General features: G+C 25.3%; 24 protein-coding genes, 1 tRNA gene, 1 other RNA gene and 1 pseudogene. 8 read left to right on the top strand and 19 right to left on the bottom strand.

From position 1 onward, the window contains the following. Positions 1–54: 54 nt before the first annotated feature. Positions 55–2,118: an AAA domain-containing protein gene (locus CCANL266_RS06275; RefSeq protein WP_172232939.1), complete on the top strand. Its 2,064-nt coding sequence runs from the start codon at positions 55–57 to the stop codon at positions 2,116–2,118. Further along, positions 2,108–3,406: a phospholipase D-like domain-containing protein gene (locus tag CCANL266_RS06270; protein WP_172232936.1), complete on the top strand. Its 1,299-nt coding sequence runs from the start codon at positions 2,108–2,110 to the stop codon at positions 3,404–3,406. Before CCANL266_RS06275 ends, CCANL266_RS06270 begins: the two co-directional genes overlap by 11 nt. An 8-nt stretch (positions 3,407–3,414) precedes the next feature. On the opposite strand, the gene CCANL266_RS06265 is transcribed toward CCANL266_RS06270, so the two are convergent. The 5 genes and pseudogenes from CCANL266_RS06265 to rho all read right to left on the bottom strand — a co-directional run bounded on the left by CCANL266_RS06265 (position 3,415) and on the right by rho (position 7,157). Beyond that, a tRNA-Leu gene (locus tag CCANL266_RS06265) sits at positions 3,415–3,501 on the bottom strand. A 35-nt stretch (positions 3,502–3,536) separates the two neighbouring features. After that, positions 3,537–3,887: a transfer-messenger RNA gene (ssrA, locus tag CCANL266_RS06260) on the bottom strand. Positions 3,888–3,916: 29 nt separating this feature from the next. Next, positions 3,917–4,039, bottom strand: a complete 123-nt coding sequence (locus tag CCANL266_RS09680; protein WP_263449587.1) for a hypothetical protein — start codon at positions 4,037–4,039, stop codon at positions 3,917–3,919. Between the two features lie 725 nt (positions 4,040–4,764). Beyond that, positions 4,765–5,808 (bottom strand): annotated as a pseudogene (gene dnaX, locus CCANL266_RS06255) (DNA polymerase III subunit gamma/tau); the annotation flags it as partial. Beyond that, positions 5,805–7,157, bottom strand: coding sequence for a transcription termination factor Rho (rho, locus tag CCANL266_RS06250; protein ID WP_172232933.1), 1,353 nt, complete (start codon positions 7,155–7,157; stop codon positions 5,805–5,807). The gene rho and the pseudogene dnaX, both read right to left, overlap by 4 nt. Positions 7,158–7,232: 75 nt before the next feature. Here rho and CCANL266_RS06245 point away from each other — a divergent pair, with 75 nt between their 5' ends. Genes CCANL266_RS06245 through CCANL266_RS06220 form a run of 6 tightly spaced genes read left to right on the top strand, consistent with a single transcriptional unit; the run spans position 7,233 to position 13,780 of the window. Continuing rightward, positions 7,233–9,554, top strand: a complete 2,322-nt coding sequence (locus CCANL266_RS06245; protein ID WP_172232930.1) for a heavy metal translocating P-type ATPase — start codon at positions 7,233–7,235, stop codon at positions 9,552–9,554. Then, on the top strand, positions 9,551–10,243 hold the full coding sequence (ccoS, locus tag CCANL266_RS06240) for a cbb3-type cytochrome oxidase assembly protein CcoS (RefSeq protein WP_224316201.1): 693 nt from the start codon (positions 9,551–9,553) through the stop codon (positions 10,241–10,243). The genes CCANL266_RS06245 and ccoS overlap by 4 nt, the downstream gene beginning before the upstream one ends. Beyond that, the gene (locus CCANL266_RS06235) at positions 10,236–11,615 is read left to right on the top strand and encodes a PfkB family carbohydrate kinase (protein ID WP_172232927.1); all 1,380 of its coding nucleotides are present in this window, start codon (positions 10,236–10,238) and stop codon (positions 11,613–11,615) included. Before ccoS ends, CCANL266_RS06235 begins: the two co-directional genes overlap by 8 nt. Next, positions 11,609–12,169, top strand: coding sequence for an SIS domain-containing protein (locus CCANL266_RS06230; RefSeq protein WP_172232924.1), 561 nt, complete (start codon positions 11,609–11,611; stop codon positions 12,167–12,169). Before CCANL266_RS06235 ends, CCANL266_RS06230 begins: the two co-directional genes overlap by 7 nt. A gap of 2 nt (positions 12,170–12,171) precedes the next feature. Continuing rightward, positions 12,172–13,614 (top strand): Y-family DNA polymerase, encoded by a 1,443-nt coding sequence (locus CCANL266_RS06225; RefSeq protein WP_172232921.1) that lies wholly within the window; start codon positions 12,172–12,174, stop codon positions 13,612–13,614. Further along, complete coding sequence (locus tag CCANL266_RS06220; RefSeq protein WP_172229570.1) at positions 13,607–13,780, top strand: hypothetical protein; 174 nt, start codon at positions 13,607–13,609, stop codon at positions 13,778–13,780. Before CCANL266_RS06225 ends, CCANL266_RS06220 begins: the two co-directional genes overlap by 8 nt. Positions 13,781–14,199: 419 nt before the next feature. Here CCANL266_RS06220 and CCANL266_RS06215 read toward each other — a convergent pair whose 3' ends face one another. The 14 genes from CCANL266_RS06215 to CCANL266_RS06150 all read right to left on the bottom strand — a co-directional run bounded on the left by CCANL266_RS06215 (position 14,200) and on the right by CCANL266_RS06150 (position 19,404). Next, complete coding sequence (locus CCANL266_RS06215) at positions 14,200–14,406, bottom strand: hypothetical protein (RefSeq protein ID WP_172232918.1); 207 nt, start codon at positions 14,404–14,406, stop codon at positions 14,200–14,202. Positions 14,407–14,410: 4 nt separating this feature from the next. Beyond that, positions 14,411–15,091 (bottom strand): AAA family ATPase, encoded by a 681-nt coding sequence (locus CCANL266_RS06210; RefSeq protein ID WP_172232915.1) that lies wholly within the window; start codon positions 15,089–15,091, stop codon positions 14,411–14,413. A 78-nt stretch (positions 15,092–15,169) separates the two neighbouring features. Continuing rightward, the gene (locus CCANL266_RS06205) at positions 15,170–15,550 is read right to left on the bottom strand and encodes a conjugal transfer protein TraM (RefSeq protein WP_172232912.1); all 381 of its coding nucleotides are present in this window, start codon (positions 15,548–15,550) and stop codon (positions 15,170–15,172) included. 26 nt (positions 15,551–15,576) lie between these two features. Then, entirely contained in the window at positions 15,577–16,320 is a 744-nt protein-coding gene (locus CCANL266_RS06200; RefSeq protein WP_172232909.1) for a zeta toxin family protein, read from the bottom strand. Continuing rightward, on the bottom strand, positions 16,310–16,513 hold the full coding sequence (locus CCANL266_RS06195; protein ID WP_172232906.1) for a hypothetical protein: 204 nt from the start codon (positions 16,511–16,513) through the stop codon (positions 16,310–16,312). The genes CCANL266_RS06200 and CCANL266_RS06195 overlap by 11 nt, the downstream gene beginning before the upstream one ends. 60 nt (positions 16,514–16,573) lie before the next feature. Further along, a complete protein-coding gene (locus tag CCANL266_RS06190) occupies positions 16,574–17,059 on the bottom strand; it encodes a S26 family signal peptidase (protein ID WP_172232903.1) in 486 nt (161 codons plus the stop codon). Positions 17,060–17,123: 64 nt separating this feature from the next. After that, positions 17,124–17,759 carry a Fic/DOC family protein gene (locus CCANL266_RS06185; protein ID WP_172232900.1) on the bottom strand — a complete coding sequence of 212 codons (636 nt, stop codon included), beginning with the start codon at positions 17,757–17,759 and terminating at the stop codon, positions 17,124–17,126. After that, a complete protein-coding gene (locus CCANL266_RS06180; protein ID WP_172232888.1) occupies positions 17,746–17,994 on the bottom strand; it encodes a hypothetical protein in 249 nt (82 codons plus the stop codon). Before CCANL266_RS06180 ends, CCANL266_RS06185 begins: the two co-directional genes overlap by 14 nt. A gap of 25 nt (positions 17,995–18,019) precedes the next feature. Then, the gene (locus CCANL266_RS06175) at positions 18,020–18,229 is read right to left on the bottom strand and encodes a hypothetical protein (protein WP_172232897.1); all 210 of its coding nucleotides are present in this window, start codon (positions 18,227–18,229) and stop codon (positions 18,020–18,022) included. Continuing rightward, positions 18,216–18,464 (bottom strand): hypothetical protein, encoded by a 249-nt coding sequence (locus CCANL266_RS06170; protein ID WP_172232894.1) that lies wholly within the window; start codon positions 18,462–18,464, stop codon positions 18,216–18,218. Before CCANL266_RS06170 ends, CCANL266_RS06175 begins: the two co-directional genes overlap by 14 nt. Before the next feature lie 25 nt (positions 18,465–18,489). Then, entirely contained in the window at positions 18,490–18,699 is a 210-nt protein-coding gene (locus CCANL266_RS06165) for a hypothetical protein (protein WP_172232891.1), read from the bottom strand. Beyond that, a complete protein-coding gene (locus CCANL266_RS06160) occupies positions 18,686–18,934 on the bottom strand; it encodes a hypothetical protein (RefSeq protein ID WP_172232888.1) in 249 nt (82 codons plus the stop codon). Before CCANL266_RS06160 ends, CCANL266_RS06165 begins: the two co-directional genes overlap by 14 nt. Positions 18,935–18,959: 25 nt before the next feature. Then, a complete protein-coding gene (locus tag CCANL266_RS06155) occupies positions 18,960–19,169 on the bottom strand; it encodes a hypothetical protein (RefSeq protein ID WP_172232885.1) in 210 nt (69 codons plus the stop codon). Next, positions 19,156–19,404: a hypothetical protein gene (locus CCANL266_RS06150; RefSeq protein ID WP_172232882.1), complete on the bottom strand. Its 249-nt coding sequence runs from the start codon at positions 19,402–19,404 to the stop codon at positions 19,156–19,158. The genes CCANL266_RS06155 and CCANL266_RS06150 overlap by 14 nt, the downstream gene beginning before the upstream one ends. Positions 19,405–19,438: the final 34 nt, after the last annotated feature.

Raw genomic sequence — 19,438 nt, 5'->3', positions numbered from 1 at the left:
AAAAAATCAAAAAGACGTTTTGAATGTTTTGCTATACATTGTGATAATGAAATTTTGCTAGATAAAATTTATAAAAATGGATTATTTAAAGATAATATAGAATTTTTACTTGAAGTAAATAATAAAAATAATAATTTTGATTGTAAAAGTATAGATGAACTACTTAAAGAGATAAAACAACACTCAAGTAGTGATGATAATGCAATACTTTATAGTGAAAAATCAATAAAGATGGAAGAAGATTTACTAAAGGCTGAAAATGATTACATTCAAAGTAAAAAATTAAGCCAAATAGGAACCATTAGTAATACTAAAAATAATCAGCTTTGTTTTGTAATTGAGAATGCAAATAGACATTTTAAGCAAAATCATAAAGTAATAATAAAGAAATTAAATTATACACAAGATGATGATGAATTAAAGGGCGTGGTTGATAAGTTTGTAAGTACAAAATCATTACTTTATGTTAATATCGAAGATGAATATTCAAAAATAAATTTAAAGCAATATGACAAGAATGAGATTTTAATTAAATATAGTATTAATTATGATTATCAAGCAGAAGAAATAGTATTTAAGAAAAAAGAAAGAGCGCTTGATGAACTTAAAAAAAGTAACGTATATATTAATAATTTAGCTAGTAAATTATGCGAACCTAATTTAAATTTTACTGAAAATAATTTAATTAAAATAGACGAATTTTTTAATAAAAATTTAGATGAAAATCAACAATTAGCAGTGAAAAAAGCATTAAGTTTGCAAGATGGAAGTGAAATATTACTAATTCAAGGTCCTCCTGGTACTGGAAAAACAACAACAATAGTAGAAATAATAAAACAATATTTAAAGTTGCACCCAAGTTATAAAATGCTAATTACATCTCAAAGTAATCAAGCAGTAGATAATGTGTTAGAAAAAATTTGTGAAGAAGAACAAAAAATTTTGCGAATAGGTAACGATGAAAGTAAAATGAGCGAAATTGCAAGAAAATATACTCCAAATAAAATAATAAACACCATAGTTAGTAAAAATATTAAAGATTTACAAGAGAATGAAATACAAGAATTTAAGAAAAATCAAGATGAATTTAAAGAAATATTACAAAGTATTACTTCAAAAAGTGTTAAAAATACAGATGTGGAAATGTTTTTTATTAAAAATATTAAAATAATTTTTGGAACACTTATAGGAATTTCATCATGGAATAATTTTAGAGAAATTGTATTTGATTTAGTAATCGTAGATGAAGCAGGAAGAGCTACCTTAAGTGAGCTTTTAGTTCCTTGTATTAAGGCAAAAAAGATTATATTTGTAGGAGACCATAAGCAACTTGCACCAATAATTGATGATGATATTGCTAATAATTTAGAAAGTTATTCTAAAAAAGAAGTTATTACATCATTGTTTGAGCAATTATTTAATTCTAATACAAAATTTAATAACTTAAAACATATGCTAACTTATAACTACAGAGCGCATAAAAGTATTTGCAATATATATAGCAATGTTTTTTATGAAGGAGACTTAAAAACAAAAGATGAGATAAATGAGCTAAAACAGCATAATATTGATTGTTATATTGCAAATTTAGTGTGGTTAAATACAGGTAATTTAAAAGATAGGGCTGATGAACAAAAAGGAACAGGTAAGATTAATCGTTGTAATGCAAAGATTATTAAACAAGAGTTAAATACTCTACAAAATTATTGTAAAAATAATAACTTAAGTATCGGAATTATAACCCCCTATAAAGACCAAAAATATTATTTAGATAATTATTTAAAAGATATTGTTCAAAAATATAAACAAGATGATATTCAAATTGATATAGGAACGGTTGATAGTTTTCAAGGAAGTGATAGAGATATTATTTTTTATGATTGTGTAAGAGCAGGTGGTGGTAAAAAGAGTAAAATTGATTTTATAGCTGATGAAAAAAGATTAAATGTATCCTTATCAAGAGCAAAAAAATTACTTTTAATAGTTGGTGATATTGATTTTTTATATAAATCTTGTACAAATAATGGTTTTAATCCATTTAAAGAAATAATTGAATATATATATAAAAACAAAAGCGAATATGAAGTTAGAAATTTAGGAGAAATAAATGAAGCTTAATTTTAACTTAATACAACATAAATTTACTTATTTTGGAGAAGATAATAATTACGAGTTATATGATATTAAATATGTGTTTTATCCAGTATATAAATGTATAGTAAATTGTATTTTTAAAGAAGACGAACAATTAACACAAATAGAAGTATTTATATTAAGATTAATAGACACTACAAAAAGTAAAATTAGCACTATAGAAAAAATTACTTGTCTTGATAAAGATGTATTAAATACCATAATATCAGAGCTTATATTTAAAGCTTATTTAGATAATAACTTAAACTTAAGTAAAAAAGCAAAAGACTATTTAAATAATATTAAAAGTACTAAAATGGTAGAAAAAGAGTTTTGTGTAATTTTTGATGCAATTAGTGCAGATATTATAGAGCTTTCTCAAAGTGATATTAGATTAGAACATAAGGTTGATAAAGATGCAATTGAATTAAAGCGTAACAATACATTAAGACCTGATAATAATTGTTTAAATAATATTTATAAAGATGATAAAACATTAAAACAAGTCATTTTTGAAAATATACAAAATTTTGAAAATAATGAAACTTTAAAGCTTTATAGTGTTAAAGACCTTAGTAAAATATCAATGTTTTATAAAAAACATTTATGTTGTTTTTATAAAAATAGTATTAATGAAAAGAAAATAGTAGCATTAAATATAGCTAGTGAGGATATTGTTGCTGATGAAGGTATTTCAAGATTGTTTGATAAATTATTAGAAAAAGAAGATTTTAAAGTAAAGGAAAATCAAGCTACGAAAGATAATTCTAATAGATTTGAAAATTATACTTTTACATTAGATATTAAAGATGGGCAAATAATAGATGAATGCTCACATAAAAAATATTTTAAATATATATTAGAAAATGCTAAAAATGATATATACATACAATCTCCTTGGATTAGATTTCAAGTTTTAAATGAATACTTAGATTATATTAAATCTGCCCTATCAAGAAAGGTGAATATTCATATAAAATATGGAATAGAAAATAAAAGTAAGCGTGATAATAAGGCAATAATTGATAAAAAAGCTGAAGAGGTATTTATTGAATTAAAAAATAATTATGCAAATTTTAAGACTTACAAAGACAATTCTCATGAAAAATTTATAATTTGTGACAATGATTTTATAATAAATGGTAGTTTTAATTGGTTAAGTTATCTTCATAACGAAGGTAATGAGCGTAAGGAAAACTCAACTATTACAAAAAATAAAGACACAATCAATAAAAAAATTAAAGATTTTTACAACAAAGAAGAAAATAAATAACTTTAAGGTGGTGCCTGAGGTCGGACTCGAACCGACACAAGGTTGCCCTTACTAGATTTTGAGTCTAGCGCGTCTACCAGTTTCACCACTCAGGCAAAAAAATAATTATAATTTAATAATAGTAAATACTTGGTGGAGCTGTGGAGATTTGAACTCCAGTCCAAAATTAGTCCAAAAACTGTCTCTACATACTTAGTAAAAAGCTTTAATCTCGCTTTTATAAACTCGCTTTTTACAAAGTTTATAAAGCAAAGGCAAAAATTCGCTTTAAACTTAGCCAAGGTTTAAAACTAGCTTGAAAGATGACCGATATTCCGCCGTACAAGCTTAAGCAGATATCAGGCTCAACTGAACTTACGCAGCGTAAGCGTAAGCAGGAGCTAATTTATTTTTGTTTGCGTTTAATTTTATTTTTGCTTTTAACGCAGCAATGCGGTATGCAACAATTTCCTTTTTAATCCTGTCGATGCCAATCAGCCCCAAGAAAAAAAGTTTGATTATATCAAAAAATTATTTTATTTCAAGACTTCCAAATTCTTTTTCTAATAATCTTAATCTTTGCCTAATTTTTATTTCATCTTCACTTAAATTATTTTCAATTTTTGGAAAAATATTTTGTTGCTCATCTTGCATTTTAATTTCTTCTTTTGCAAACTGAGCAATTTTTTCACTATTATCTACTTTTTTTTTTCGTTTTGAATGTTTATTACCTTAAAATCTTGCAGTTTTAAAGTAATAATACTTTTTTTAATTACATTAATTAAATTAGCTCTTAGTATATTTAGTTCAACTTCATCATAAGGCGGATTTACATACACTAAAAGGGTATTATTTTCTATTTCTAATCTAATTACAGCTGATAAAATTATATCAATAACATTATCATCTAAATTAATCAAAGCTTCTTCTGGTATCATAAGCTCGTCAATATTGTCTAATTCAAGCTCATAATCATCACTTAAAAAATCATCGCTTTGCATTTCAGGCATTTGTTCTTTTTCTTCTTGCTCGTAGTTTTTAGGACTTATGCTAAGATTTGCTTGTATATTTGCTATTTTGTTCTTAGCTTGAAGGTCTTTATCATCACTATTGTTATTTTGTGTATTATTTTGATTGTAATCGCTTGTAATTACTAGCTTTTTGCTATTATCTAAACTAGCAAAAATATCTTTTACAACTGTAAATAATTGTTTAAAATAGTTTTTTTCTTCTTCATTTTTAGGATTAACTTTAATTACAAATTCACTTTCATTTTGAGATACAAAAGTGGTATTATTTGTAAAAATTAAACCTAATTTATAATCTCTTTTTTGAATTTGCCTTACAAAATCATCAAACAAAGTATTTTTATTTTCTTCTTTTTGAATTTTTACTATTTCTTCATCAACTTCTTTTAAATAACAAGCTTCCTTTAGCATAAAAGCCATAACGCAAAGATTAAATTCATCATCATCGCTAATTTTTGCCATATATCTAGCCTTGCTTAAAATAGCAAAAAATCTTTCATATAAAAGTAAAGAGAAATTTCTATCCTTATTAAAAAATGCTTGTTTTAAATAAGCACTCATTTCATCTAAAATCATATTAACTTCATATTCTTTTGCAAGTTCTAAGAATTTAAAAATTCCATCATCATTAGCTCTTAAAATATCAGCAAAAAAGTTTTTAATAATATTAGTATCAATTATTCCAAGCATTGTACTTACATTTATTGTATTTACATTATTTTGCGAATAAATAATTGCTTGTTCTAAAAGAGTTAAAGCATCTCTTAAAGAGCCATTAGCACTTCTTGCTATTATAAAAAGTGCTTCTTCTTCGTAATTTATTTTTTCATTATCAAGAATAAATTTCATTCTATTTGTAATTTGTGAGCTAGAAATAGCCTTAAATCTAAAATGTAAAACCCTACTTAAAATCGTAGCTGGAATTTTATTTGGGTCTGTTGTTGCTAAAATAAATTTAACATAAGAAGGTGGTTCTTCTAAGGTTTTTAACAAAGCATTAAAAGCTTCTTTAGTAAGCATATGCACTTCATCAATTATAAAAATTTTAAATCTTGAGTGCATTGGGGTAAATTTTGTATTTTCAATTAATTCTTGAATACTTTCAATCCCACGATTAGAAGCAGCATCAAGCTCATAAACATCGCTTGGGTTTTGCGCTAAACAATTTTCACAGTGCATACAAGGGCTTGAGCTTATTTTTTCTTTGCAATTTAAACATCTTGCTAAAATTCTAGCCGAGCTTGTTTTTCCACTTCCTCTTAAGCCAGAAAACAAGTAAGCATTAGCAATTTGCTGATTATCAAGAGCAAATTTTAAACTTTTACTAACCGTGCTTTGACCGATTAAATCATCATAACTTTTTGGTCTATATTTTAATGTAATTGCTTGCATTATTCGTTTAATCCTTGTAGTAATTCATCATTATTTGCAGTTTTAAGCATTTTTGAATATAAGAATTTTAAAGCTTCAACATCTTCCATAGAATTCATAGCTGAACGAATTGCCCATATTTTAGGTAAATTTATTGGACCTTGCAATAATTCTTCTTTTCTTGTACCGCTTTTTGTAATATTAATAGCTGGGTATATCCTTCTATCTGAAATATTTCTATCTAAGATTATTTCGCTATTTCCTGTACCTTTAAATTCTTCAAAAATAACATCATCCATTCTAGAGCCTGTATCAATTAATGCAGTTGCAACTATGGTTAAACTTCCACCGTTTTCTATATTTCTTGCAGCACCAAAAAAGCGTTTTGGTTTGTGAAGAGCGTTTGCGTCAACACCACCGCTTAAAACCTTTCCGCTGCTAGGAGTTGCAGTATTATAAGCACGTGCAAGTCTTGTGATACTATCAAGTAAAATAATTACATCTTTTCCCATTTCAACCAAACGCTTAGCCTTTTCAATCACAAGTTCAGCAACACGCACATGATTTAGTGCAGGTTGGTCAAATGTTGAACTAAAAACTTCTCCTTTTACACATCTTTGCATATCTGTTACTTCTTCCGGTCTTTCATCAATTAATAAAACAATCAAATTAGCCTCAGGGTGATTTTTAGCAATAGCGGTTGCTAGTTCTTTCATAAGCTCGGTTTTTCCTGTGCGTGGTGGAGCAACAATAAGCCCACGCTGACCTTTACCAATAGGTGTAAATAAATCAAGCACTCTGCCTGTTAATTTCATAGGGTCATATTCAAGTTTTAATTTTTGCGTAGGAAAAATAGGTGTTAAATTGTCAAATAAAGCACGCTGTTTTGCTTCCGTATAAGGCATATAATTAATCGCTTCAATTTTTAATAAAGCATAATATTTTTCTTGTTCTTTAGGTTCTCTTACCTGTCCTGTAACGATATCGCCTACTCTTAGAGCGAATTTTTTTATTTGAGAATTGCTAACATAAGCATCGTTTGCACTGTCGCTTAAGTTTGCATCCATTGCTCTTAAAAATCCGTAGCCTTCTTGGTTTATCTCTAAAATACCTGTAAAAAGAATAAACCCACCTTTTTTTGTTTGAGCTTTTAATATTTCAAACATTAATTCTTGGCGGCGAAATTCTCTAGGGTTTTCAATTTCAACTTCATTTGCAATTTCAATTAGCTTATCTAGTGTAAGCAACTTTAATTCTTCTATTTTGTAACCATCTACGGGAATGTGCTTTTTTTGATTTCTCTTTTCGCTTTTTTCATTTCTTTCGTTGGTATGATTAGATTTTTCCACGCTTGTATTTGATTCTTTTTCCATTGATTTCCTTATAAAAGTAAGAAGTGTTTAAAATTATTGTATAAATTAAAAATAAAATTGTCAATAAGGAAAAAGATGAAATGTGCTCATTGTTCCCTAGAATACCAAGAAAATCAGTTAATTAAGGCAGGAAATTTATATTTTTGTTGTAATGGCTGCAAGAGTGTTTATGAAATAATTAAAAGCAATAATTTAGATGAATTTTATAAAAATGCAAATAATTTAAGCAAGGTAGAAATAAGTAATGTTGATGAAAGTGTAGTTTTTAAAGAAAAAATTGCAAATAATATAAGCCAAATTACTTTTAATATCCCTAATATTCATTGTTCTGCTTGTGTTTGGTTAATAGAAAAATTTTTGCTTAAAAATGAGGCTATTGTTAGTATTAATATTAATTATTTTAGTAAAAGAGCGCAAGTTGAGTTCATAGATGATAAAACAAGTGTTCAAGAAATTCTAAATCAAATTACAAAACTTGGCTACAAAGTTTTACCCTTAAGCGCTGATTATAATAAAGCTTACAAAAATCATCAAAAATCATATTCAAAATTAATAGTAGCAGTAGTTTGCGTTATGAATATAATGTGGCTTAGCATTGCTAGATATGCTGGATATTTTTCTAGTATGGATGCTGATATTAAGGATATTATTAATTTTGCTGAGTTTATTTTATGCACCCCTGTATTATTTTATACTGCCTTGCCTATGTTTAATAGTGCTAAAAATGCTTTAAAGTTAAAAAGTTTAAATATGGATTGTTTAGTAGTTGGCGGAGCTTTGCTTGCTTATATTTATAGCCTTTGTGCTATGTTTTTAAGGCTTGAATATTTGTATTTTGATAGTGTAGCTATGATTATTTGCTTTGTTTATGCAGGAAAATTTTTAGAAAATTTAACCAAGAAAAATGCAATAAAAAATGTAGATTTTTTAAGTGATTTAATAAATGCTGAGGTTAATTTAATTAAAAATAACGAAGTTGTAAAAAGTAGTGTTTATGAGATTAAAAAAGGCGATGTTTTAAGGTTTTTTACTGGGGATAAAATATTATTTGATGGGCTATGTGTTGGCGGTAAAGCAAAACTAAATACAAGTGCAATAACAGGAGAAGCGAAATTAAAAAGTGTTAGTTTAAATTCAAAAATAATTAGCTCAAGTGTAGTTTATAGCGGAAGTTGTGATGTAAAAACTGAATGTGAATTTAAAGATAGTTACATTCAAAAAATAGCAAATATTTTAAATAATACAAAAAAATCTAATCTTCAAAAGCTTACTGATAAAATAAGTTCGTACTTTTGTTTTGCTATTTTGTTTTTAGCTTTTATTTGTTTTTTATTTAATATTGAAAACATAAACGAAGCTATTATTAGAAGTGTTAGTGTTTTAATAATAGCTTGTCCTTGCGCACTTGCGCTTAGCGCTCCTGTTTGTAATTTATGTGCTATTAATCAAGCTTTAAAACATTGTATTTTGTTTAAAAATGCTAATGATGTTGAGAATTTAAGTAAAATAAAATATGCGGTTTTTGATAAAACAGGAGTTTTAACCAGCTTTAATTTAAAGCTTAGTTCTTATGAAATTTATTCAAAAAAAGATATTTTAGAAGAGCTTTTGAGTTTAAACAATCATATTTTAGCTTTAAACATAAAAGATAATTTAAAATTAACAAAACATATAATAAGTAACGAAAATTATACGCAAATAGATGGTAAAGGTGTAATTTATATTAAAGATAATAAAAAATATTTTTTAGGAAGTGCAAAATTTTTAAAAGAAAATGGTGTGAATGTAAAGTCTTTTGATAAAACTGAAGTCTTTTTTGCTGATGAAAAAGAGCTTTTAGCTTATTTTGTGTTTGAAAATAAAATAAATGATGGAGCCTTAGAATTAATAAATTTTTTAAAGAGTAAAAATATTGAATGTATAATGCTTTCAGGCGACAAAGAACAAGAATGTAAAAAAACTGCACAAAGTTTAAATATTACAAAATATAAAGCAGAATGCTTACCTACTGATAAGATTGATTTTTTAACTTCTTTAAATTCTAAAGAAATTTTAATGATAGGAGATGGGATAAATGATGCTTTAGCTCTAAAACAAGCCTTAGTTTCAATATCTTTTAAACAAGCAAGTGATTTGGCTAAAAATACAAGCGATATAATAATCCTAGATGATAATTTAAATAAAATTAAAAGCGCTATACGATTAGCAAAAAGAACATATTTTACTATTAAAACAAATCTACTTATTTCTTTATTTTATAATTTAATTTCTTTACCACTTGCTTTTAATGGTTATATTAATCCTTTAGTAGCAGCCTTGTTTATGTCTTTTAGCTCAATTTGTGTAATTTTAAATGCACAAAGATTAAATAATTTTTTAACAAAGGAAGTAAAATGACTTTTGTGATTTTTTTAATGATAGCAGTTTCAATAATTTTAGCATTTATAGCACTACTTGCTTTTATTTGGGGTTTAAAAAATAAGCAGTTTTTAGATAAAGATGCTTTTTTAAATTTAAACGATAGCGAAGAAGCATTAAATGATGCAATTACATTAGAAAATAGAAAAAAACAAGCACTTAAAAAAAGAGCTTTGTTTTTAGATAGAGATGGTGTGATTAATGTTGATTTTTCTTATGTTTATGAAAGGCTTGAATTTGTTGATGGGATTTTTGATTTATGTAAATATTTTTATGATAAGGCTTATTTAATAATAGTTATTACCAATCAAAGCGGAATAGGGCGTGGTTATTTTACTAAAGAACAAATGCAAGAATTTCATTTAAGAATTCAAAACGAATTTAAAAAACACAATATAGAAATTAAAGAATTCTTTGTTTGCCCTCATACTCCAGATGATAACTGTGAATGCAGAAAACCAAAGCCAAAAATGATACTTGATGCGATTAAAAAATATGATATTGATGAAAATAATTGTGTTTTTGTAGGCGATAAAATAAGCGATGTTCAAGCAGCTTTTGCAGCTAATATTGAAAATATTTATTTATTTACAAAGGATAAACTAGAGCAAAAAAATTGTAAAATAATTGATGATTTTAATAAAATAATAAAGGATTTTAATGCTTAACATTTTAGTAGTAGGCGATTTAATTTTAGATGAATATTTATTTTGTGATTGCCTTAGAATTAGCCCTGAAGCACCTGTACCTGTGATTAATCCTAAATACAATAAACTTTCTTTAGGTGGATGTGCTAATGTTGCTTTAAATATTAAAAAACTTGGAGCAAATGTTGATGTTTTAAGTGTTTTAGGTAATGATGAGTGTGCTAATTTTATTAAAAAGATGCTTAAAGAAAACGAGATTAATTATGAAATTATAAGTGATAAAAATAAAAAAAGTTCAAAAAAGACTAGGATTTTTGGACAAAATCAACAAATTGTAAGAATTGATGTTGAAAGCTGCGAGGTAATAAGCGATGATATGGCTGATTGCTTGTTTAAAAATATAGAAGATAAAAATTATGACGCTATTGTTTTTAGTGATTATGATAAAGGTGTTTTAAGCCCTTATTTGGTAAAAAAGATTATCTCCTTTGCAAAAAATAAAAATATTTTAACCCTAGCAGACCCTAAAAAAGACTTTTTAAAATTTAAAGATATTGATATTTTAACTCCAAATTATAAAGAAGCAACAGAATTTTTAGGCCTTTTTGATGATGAAGATGATGATAATTTAAGTAAAAAATTAATATTAATGAAAGAAAAATTAAATATTAAATATCCTTTAATTACCTTAGGTAAAAATGGAATAGCTTTATATAATAACAATACATTAACAAGACATCTTGCTTTAGCTAAAGAAGTCTTTGATGTTACAGGAGCGGGTGATAGTGTAATTAGCTCTTTAGCTTATTTTTTATCAAGAAAAAAAGATATAAATGAAGCAATTAAACTTGCAAATAAAGCAGCAGCTATTGTAGTTAGTAAAATAGGCTCATATGCTGTTAGTATTGATGAAATTAATGAATTTAGCGAAGATGATATTTATAAAAAGCAAGTAAAAAATATAAGCGAATTTGTGCAAAAAAATAAAAATAAAAAAATTGTATTTACAAATGGTTGCTTTGACTTGTTACATTTAGGACATTTAAGTTATTTAAGAAAGGCTAAACAATTAGGAGATTTATTGGTAATTGGGCTAAATTCTGATGAGAGCATTAAAAGATTAAAAGGTTTAGCAAGACCAATTAATGATATAAATACTCGTTTAGCTATGCTTTGTGCTTTAGAATTTATTGATGCGGTAATTGTTTTTAGCGATGATACTCCACTAGAAATTATAAAAGAGTTAAAGCCAGATATCTTAGTAAAAGGTGCTGATTATAAAGACAAAGAAATTGTAGGCAGTAATTTTGCTAAACAAACTTGCTTGATTGATTTTGTTGATGGCTATTCAAGTACAAATATTATAAATAAAATAAAGGAAACACAATGTTGAATATTTTAAAAGATGAGTTAAACTCACACATAAACACATACGCAAAAATTAATGAAGAATTTTTAAATGATATTTATAAAGCTTATGAAATTATAAGTAAAGCTTTAAAAAATAATAATAAATTATTAATTTTTGGTAACGGTGGTTCAGCTGCTGATGCACAACATTTTGCAGCAGAGCTTAGCGGTAGATATAAGGTTGAAAGAAAGGGCTTAAGCGCAATCGCACTAAGCACAGATACTTCAGCACTTACAGCAATTGCAAATGACTATGGATACGAGTTTGTGTTCTCAAGACAAGTGCAAGCTATTGCAAAAAAAGGCGATATTTTGTTTGGAATTAGCACAAGCGGCAGCAGTAAAAATGTATTAGAAGCTTTTAAAGAAGGTGAGAAATTAGCTTGTGTAAACATTATGTTAAGCTCAAATAAAGCAACAAATGATAAATATTTTAATATAAAAGCTCCAAGCCTTGATACGCCAAGAATACAAGAAGTGCATATTTTTGTTATTCATAGTATTTGTCATTTATTGGATTTGGAATTTAAAGTATAATAATGAGCAATAAGCTTTATGCTGCTATTGATTTAAAATCTTTTTATGCTTCAGTTGAATGTGTTTTAAGAGGTTTAGACCCGCTTAAAACTAATTTAGTTGTAGCAGATGAAAGTAGAAGTATAAATACTATTTGCCTTGCAGTAAGTCCGGCTCTTCGTTCTTACAATATCTCTGGTAGGTTGCGTTTATTTGAACTTATTGCAAGGGTAAATTCTATAAATGTTAGTAGAAAATTAAAGGCAAAAAATCGTATTTTTACTGCAAAATCTTACGATAAAACAGAGCTTGATAATGATTATTCTTTGGAGCTTACTTATATTATTGCTAAGCCAAGAATGGCAACTTATATTAAATATAGTTCAGAAATAAATAATATCTATTTAAAATATATTGATAAAAAAGATATTCATATTTATTCAATTGATGAAGTTTTTATTGATTTAAGCCCTTATATTAAACTTTATAAACTAAACGCTTATGACTTGGTGAAAAAAATTATTTTAGATGTTTTGCATAGTACAAAAATAAGTGCTAGTGCAGGAATAGGAAGTAATCTTTATTTAGCAAAGGTTGCTATGGATATCCTTGCAAAAAAGCAAAAAGATAATAATATTGCAATACTTGATGAAGAAAATTATAAGAAATTGCTTTGGAATTATAGCCCTATAAGTGATTTTTGGCGAGTTGGTAAAGCTTGTGCTTTAAAGTTAGAAAAATTAGGCATTAAAACAATGGGAGATTTAGCTAGATTTTCTTTGAAAAATGAAGAAAAATTATATGAAGTTTTTGGTATTAATGCAGAGCTTTTAATTGACCACGCTTGGGCTTATGAGCCTTGCACTATGCAAGATATTAAAAATTATAAAAGCAAAAATAACTCTAAAACAATGGCTAAGGTTTTATACGAGCCATTTAGCTTTTTTAGAGCAAGGCTTGTTTTAAAAGAAATGCTTGATATGTTAGTGCTTGAATTGGTTGAAAAAGATTTAAAAACTAAACAAATTGTTTTAGATATAAAATATGATAAAGAAAGTTTAAATAATAAATATACAAATGTAAAAAAATTTAATATACAAAAAAAAGAAATATTAAAAAATGCTCATTCAAGTATAAATTTATATAAGCATACTTCATCTTTTCATATTATTATGAATAAAACTTTAGAACTTTTTGACCTTATAGTTGATTCAAGATTATTTATTAGGCAAATTAATTTAACTTTTAACAATGTAAAAGATAGCAAAATGATTTATAATGATAGCTTATTTGATGTTCTTGATGATAAAGATAACATAAAGCAACAAAAAGAAGAAAAAATACAAAAATTAAGGTTAGAATTAAATAACAAATTTGGAAAAAATACAATAATAAAAGCAAGTAATTTAGATGAAGAGTTACAATATTTAAATATTAATTCCCAACTAGGTGGGCATAATGCATAATTATGATGATATTATAAATATAACTTATGTTAAATCAAATAAATTTAACCCAATGCCTATTGAAAATAGAGCAGCGCAATTTGCACCGTTTTCAGCTTTAAAAAGCGAAAGCAATTATAGCTTTGATGAAGAAATAATAATTCAAAACGAAGAAAACGAAGAATAGATTATAAAATTTTTATTTATTTTAAATATATAAAGCAATACGCAATTTATGTAATAAAGTAAAATATTTTTTATAATAAAGCTTAACAAATTTTTCTCTTTTATTGGTTGTAATATTAAGTTATCTTTTTTTTAAAATGATTTTTATGCTATACAATAGGCAATATTTAATATAACAAAAAAGATATATGTAAATTTTTAAGAAATGTGAAAAAAAAGTATGGTTTAAAATTCCTAGAATTGTAAAATATAAATATTTATTTATTAAAAAAGCAACTAAGATAATACTAAAGTAGAACCACATATCTTTTATATGTGGTTCAGGCTAGAAGCCTTTATTCTTTCCAAGTACTGTAATTATATACTAAAAAAGGTAAATATGTTTTATTTTAAATTTAATTAATTGAAATAATTTTTATTCTATTTTTCTTTTACAAATAATTTAAATCTAATATAAGCACTTCTACTCATTCTAAATCTAGCTGCTTCTTGTGTTAGCTCGGCTACTTCTTCTTCTGTTAAATGAATAAGTATGCTTTTTTTTCTTTTTGTATTTATATCTATACTAGAAGTTTCTCCCCTAGCAGCATTTACAAAATCATTTTCATTTAATTTTTTAAATCCCATTTTTTTATCCTTTCATAAATTTTTTTGTTTTATCTAATAATTCTTGATAAAATTGCTCAAAATCTTCACTTGCTTTAGAATTATCAAATTCGTTTATACTTTTGCCTTCAACAACAGCTTTTCTATATGCTTGTCTTTCATAAATTACACTATCAAGTAAATATATATCATTAATATTTTTTTCTTCTTTTAAATCTTTTATATAATTTTGTAGATTTTGTAAATCTTTTTGTAAAAATGGATTAGGAGAAACCCTGTTTGTTACTACAAAAACTAATAAGTTTTGATTAAATTCTTTAGCTTCCATTATCAATTCAAACATATGGTATAAAACACTTACATCGTATTGACTAGGCAGCGTTGGAATAATAACTATATTAGAATTTAAAATTGCTTTTCTCATTTCTTTACTATCACGACCACCAGTATCAATAATAATTGAATCAAATTTATTTTTCATAAGTTTTATTTCATCTCCTAAACTTATACCAGTTTTACATACATTACTAAATATTGGTGTAAGATTATTTTGACTTCTCATATTTGAAAATACTTCAGTTGATTTTTGCGGGTCAGCATCAATTAACAAAACGCTATCACCATCTAAAGCAAGTTTAGCAGCTAAATTAACAGCTAATGTTGTTTTACCACTGCCACCTTTTTCATTTATTATTGAAATTACCATCTTTTATCCTTTGTAAAATAAAATCAAAATTGTATAAAAATAAACTTAAAATTATATAAAATATATATTAAAATTATATTATAGTAATATGCCTATTATTAATCCAATAAGTAAAAATATAATTTGAGCTATAATAAAGGCTGTAAATATATTCTTTTTATTAAAGTCTATATTTTTTTCGTTTTGGAGTTGATTAGATTTTAAATTAGTAACTTGGTTTAATTTTAGTTCTTGTAATACTTGATGATATTTTTTATATTCTTCTTGTATATCACTTATTAAACTTTGTTTATAACTTTCTAAATCAGCTTTGATTTTTATTTGTGCTTTTTCAAGCTGCTTTATATAATCATCAAACATAATTTCGTTAGCTGTAATAATTGCAAAAATAGGGTCGTTTTCATCTAATATTAGATGATGTTTTTTTGCTATTTCATTTATAATTTGCTTTTTATCCATTTTTACTCTTTTTTGCTATGTATGAACTAATTAAAATTGTATGAATTTTCTAAATTTAGTTTTCTTTGCAAACCTAAATATTTATTAATGGTTGCAATATTAACTTTAGGTTTTAAATCACTATTATAGATTTCAACTTGATTAAATTTATTAGTTTTTTTGTCTAAAACTCTTGAATATATTTTCATATTATCCACTAAGCCTGATTTTTGAACTTCTTTAATATTTTCTGCTAGATTATTAACTACTATATCGTGATGAGCTTTATCTGTAAATCTAGCTTCAGCTTTACTTATAGCTAACATTTTTTCATATCTTTCAAGACAAGATTTCCAACTAATATCTTTATGGCAAGTTTGAATTAATACATTTGTGTTGTAACCATTATCTTTAAATAATTTTAGTGTTTTAATCGGTGTAGCAGCTGTTCTAAAAGTTCCTTCAATTACTACATTTAATTTATTTTTGATAGCTTTATCTAAAATCATTTCAGTAATCATTCCTGCAAATTCGGCAGTGTGTTTAGGAGAATCTTTGCCATAGGTAGCTTGTAAATTAGCATAATCTGGATGATATTTTCTATAATCATCTCCATTTATTACGATAACATTTTTACTTAATTCTTTTCTTACGGTTTCTATTAAGTTTGATTTACCAGCACCAGGCTGACCACCTAAAACAAATGCTTTTGGATTATCTGTAGATATTACATTAAATTTGGTACATTCTTTTTTCCATATCTTATTAAATATTCTTTCATCAATTTTCATATTTTTGCCTTAAAATTTTTATTTTTTCTTTGATGCTTTCGTAATCTATATCTATGTAATTTGTATCATATAAATATTCTTTTATTTCGTGCATTTTATTTAAATCTTGTTCTCCTTCTTCAGTCTCATCATCAATCAAATACCCAAAACTTGCATATTCTAATAAAACATCTTTTTCCATAATTGTTGCCATTTTTTCTCCTTATTTTATAAATTATAATATATATTATATAATATTTATATAAATATAATATTAAAAACTTATTATTTTTATAAGTTTTTTCATATTATTTTCATATTCTTTTACTATACCAAAATATCTGCTATCATAACTTCTTATATGCTCTCCTAAAACAATAAATTCATTATCTTTTAATACTGTTTTTAATGGATTAAAATGCAGTGGCTGATTAAAGGTGTCGTATTTAAATATTTTTGTATTTGCTTGTAAAATATTATTGATATAAACGCCATTAGAATTAATCTCAATCAAATCTCCTTTAGTAGCTGCAATCTTTTTTATAAGATATTTATTTATAGTAGGAATTTTTAATATAACCAAATCTCCTTTAACTAATGGTTTATCTACTTTTTTATATAAGCCTATAGGCATTGATTTTGTTGTATTAATAACTAAACCAAAAGAAAAAAACAAAGGTGTAGCTATTAAAATAAACACAGCTAAGCTAAGTATTAGATATTTAATAATTTTTATTATTGATTTATAATTTTTTTTCATTTTTTTTAATTATTCTCATATAAATTATATATTGTTTTTATTACAAAATAATATAATTTATATATTAATATGATATTCCTTGCGATTGCTCTTTTTCAAGGTTTTGTTTAAAGCTTTTTAAATTAACTTTAATAAGGGTTTGGAGTTTTTTATAATCACAATCCATAGCTTTTATACTTGCATCTATCATTTTATCTTTATCAATTAATCTTAGGTCTAATTTATATCCTGCATTTTGTGCTAATTGATTTATAAATATTCTTTGTGTTCTTCCGTTACCTTCTCTAAATGGATGTAAGGCATTTAAATCTCCCATAAATTCAGCTAAATTTTTTGCTAGTTCATCAATGTTTTTACAATTTTTAAAATAGTTTTGTTTTTTTAAATTGGAAAACATACGATTTGCTTCATTTGGTATAAATTGTCCGTTACAAAACATACTATCGCCTTTAAACATAGGTCCTAATAAATTAAGTTCAAATCTATCTTTACCAGCCCAGCTAAATACATCTTGAAAAATATGTTTATGAATAGTTTTTAAATGTGTATAATCAAAATTGCCTTTAATGGGTGTTTTTGATAATTCTTTTTCTCTGATTCCTGTATAAAATCTTGATGCTTTATCAAGCTCCTTAAAATCTTCTATACCTAATTTATTTTTAGTTAGAAGTTCTTCAAAACTTAGTTTATTTTCTTTCATAATCTACATAGCCTTTCTCTTTATATTCTGCTATTATTTCATCAGCACTTAAACCATAAACAGATTGTTTAACTAGTGCTATAATATCTAACTCATTCATATATGTATTTTCTATTGCGTGGTTTCCTATAATCCCTTTTATATCTTCATAATCTTCTTTGCTCACATCATTTTTATATCTTTTTAAAATTTCTAAGCTTTCTTTTAATGAATTTGACTCTTGGTAATTTTTCATTTTTTCTCCTTTTTAATAAAATTTATTAGTATGAAATGTTTTGCTCTTTTTTAAGGTTTTGCTGAAAGCTTTTTAAATGTTCATAATTAAAATTGCCTTTAACTGGATTTAACAATAATTCATCGGTTCTTTGTGAAGTATAAATTCTTGATGCTTTATCAAGCTCCTTAAAATCTTCTATACCTAATTTATTTTTAGTTAGAAGTTCTTCAAAACTTAGTTTATTTTCTTTCATAATCTACATAGCCTTTTTCTTTATATTCTGCTAAAACTTCATCAGCACTAAGACCATATACATTTTTCTTAATTAGCATTACTATACTTAATTCATCAAGATAAATATTCTCTATTGCGTGTGTTCCTATGTTGGATTTTATATTCTCATAAGCTTCTTTGCTCACATCATTTTTATATCTTTTTAAAATTTCTAAGCTTTCTTTTAGTGAATTTGACTCTTGGTAATTTTTCATTTTTTCTCCTTTTTAATAAAATTTATTAGTATGAAATGTTTTGCTCTTTTTTAAGGTTTTGCTGAAAGATTTTTAAATGTTCATAATCAAAATTGCCTTTAATGGGTGTTTTTGATAATTCTTTTTCTCTGATTCCTGTATAAAATCTTGATGCTTTATCAAGCTCCTTAAAATCTTCTATACCTAATTTATTTTTAGTTAGAAGTTCTTCAAAACTTAGTTTATTTTCTTTCATAATCTACATAGCCTTTCTCTTTATATTCTGCTATTATTTCATCAGCACTTAAACCATAAACAGATTGTTTAACTAGTGCTATAATATCTAACTCATTCATATATGTATTTTCTATTGCGTGGTTTCCTATAATCCCTTTTATATCTTCATAATCTTCTTTGCTCACATCATTTTTATATCTTTTTAAAATTTCTAAGCTTTCTTTTAATGAATTTGACTCTTGGTAATTTTTCATTTTTTCTCCTTTTTAATAAAATTTATTAGTATGAAATGTTTTGCTCTTTTTTAAGGTTTTGCTGAAAGCTTTTTAAATGTTCATAATTAAAATTGCCTTTAACTGGATTTAACAATAATTCATCGGTTCTTTGTGAAGTATAAATTCTTGATGCTTTATCAAGCTCCTTAAAATCTTCTATACCTAATTTATTATTAGTTACAAGTTCTTCAAAACTTAATTTATTTTCTTTCATAATCTACATAACCTTTCTCTTTATATTCATCTAAAATCTCACCATTGTTTAAATTAAAAACGCACGATTTAATCATTATAATAATACTTAGCTCATCTGCGTAAATATTTTCAATTGCGTGAGAACAAATGGTAGATTTTATATTCTCATAATCTTCTTTGCTCACATCATTTTTATATCTCTTTAAAATTTCTAAGCTTTCTTTTAGTGAATTTGACTCTTGGTAATTTTTCATTTTTTCTCCTTTTTATATATAAAGAATTATACTA

This window comes from Campylobacter canadensis (assembly GCF_013177655.1).
In the GTDB taxonomy this organism is placed as follows: domain Bacteria; phylum Campylobacterota; class Campylobacteria; order Campylobacterales; family Campylobacteraceae; genus Campylobacter_E; species Campylobacter_E canadensis.
Note: the sequence above shows the minus strand (reverse complement) of the source record. Positions and strands in the feature narration are given on the sequence as shown.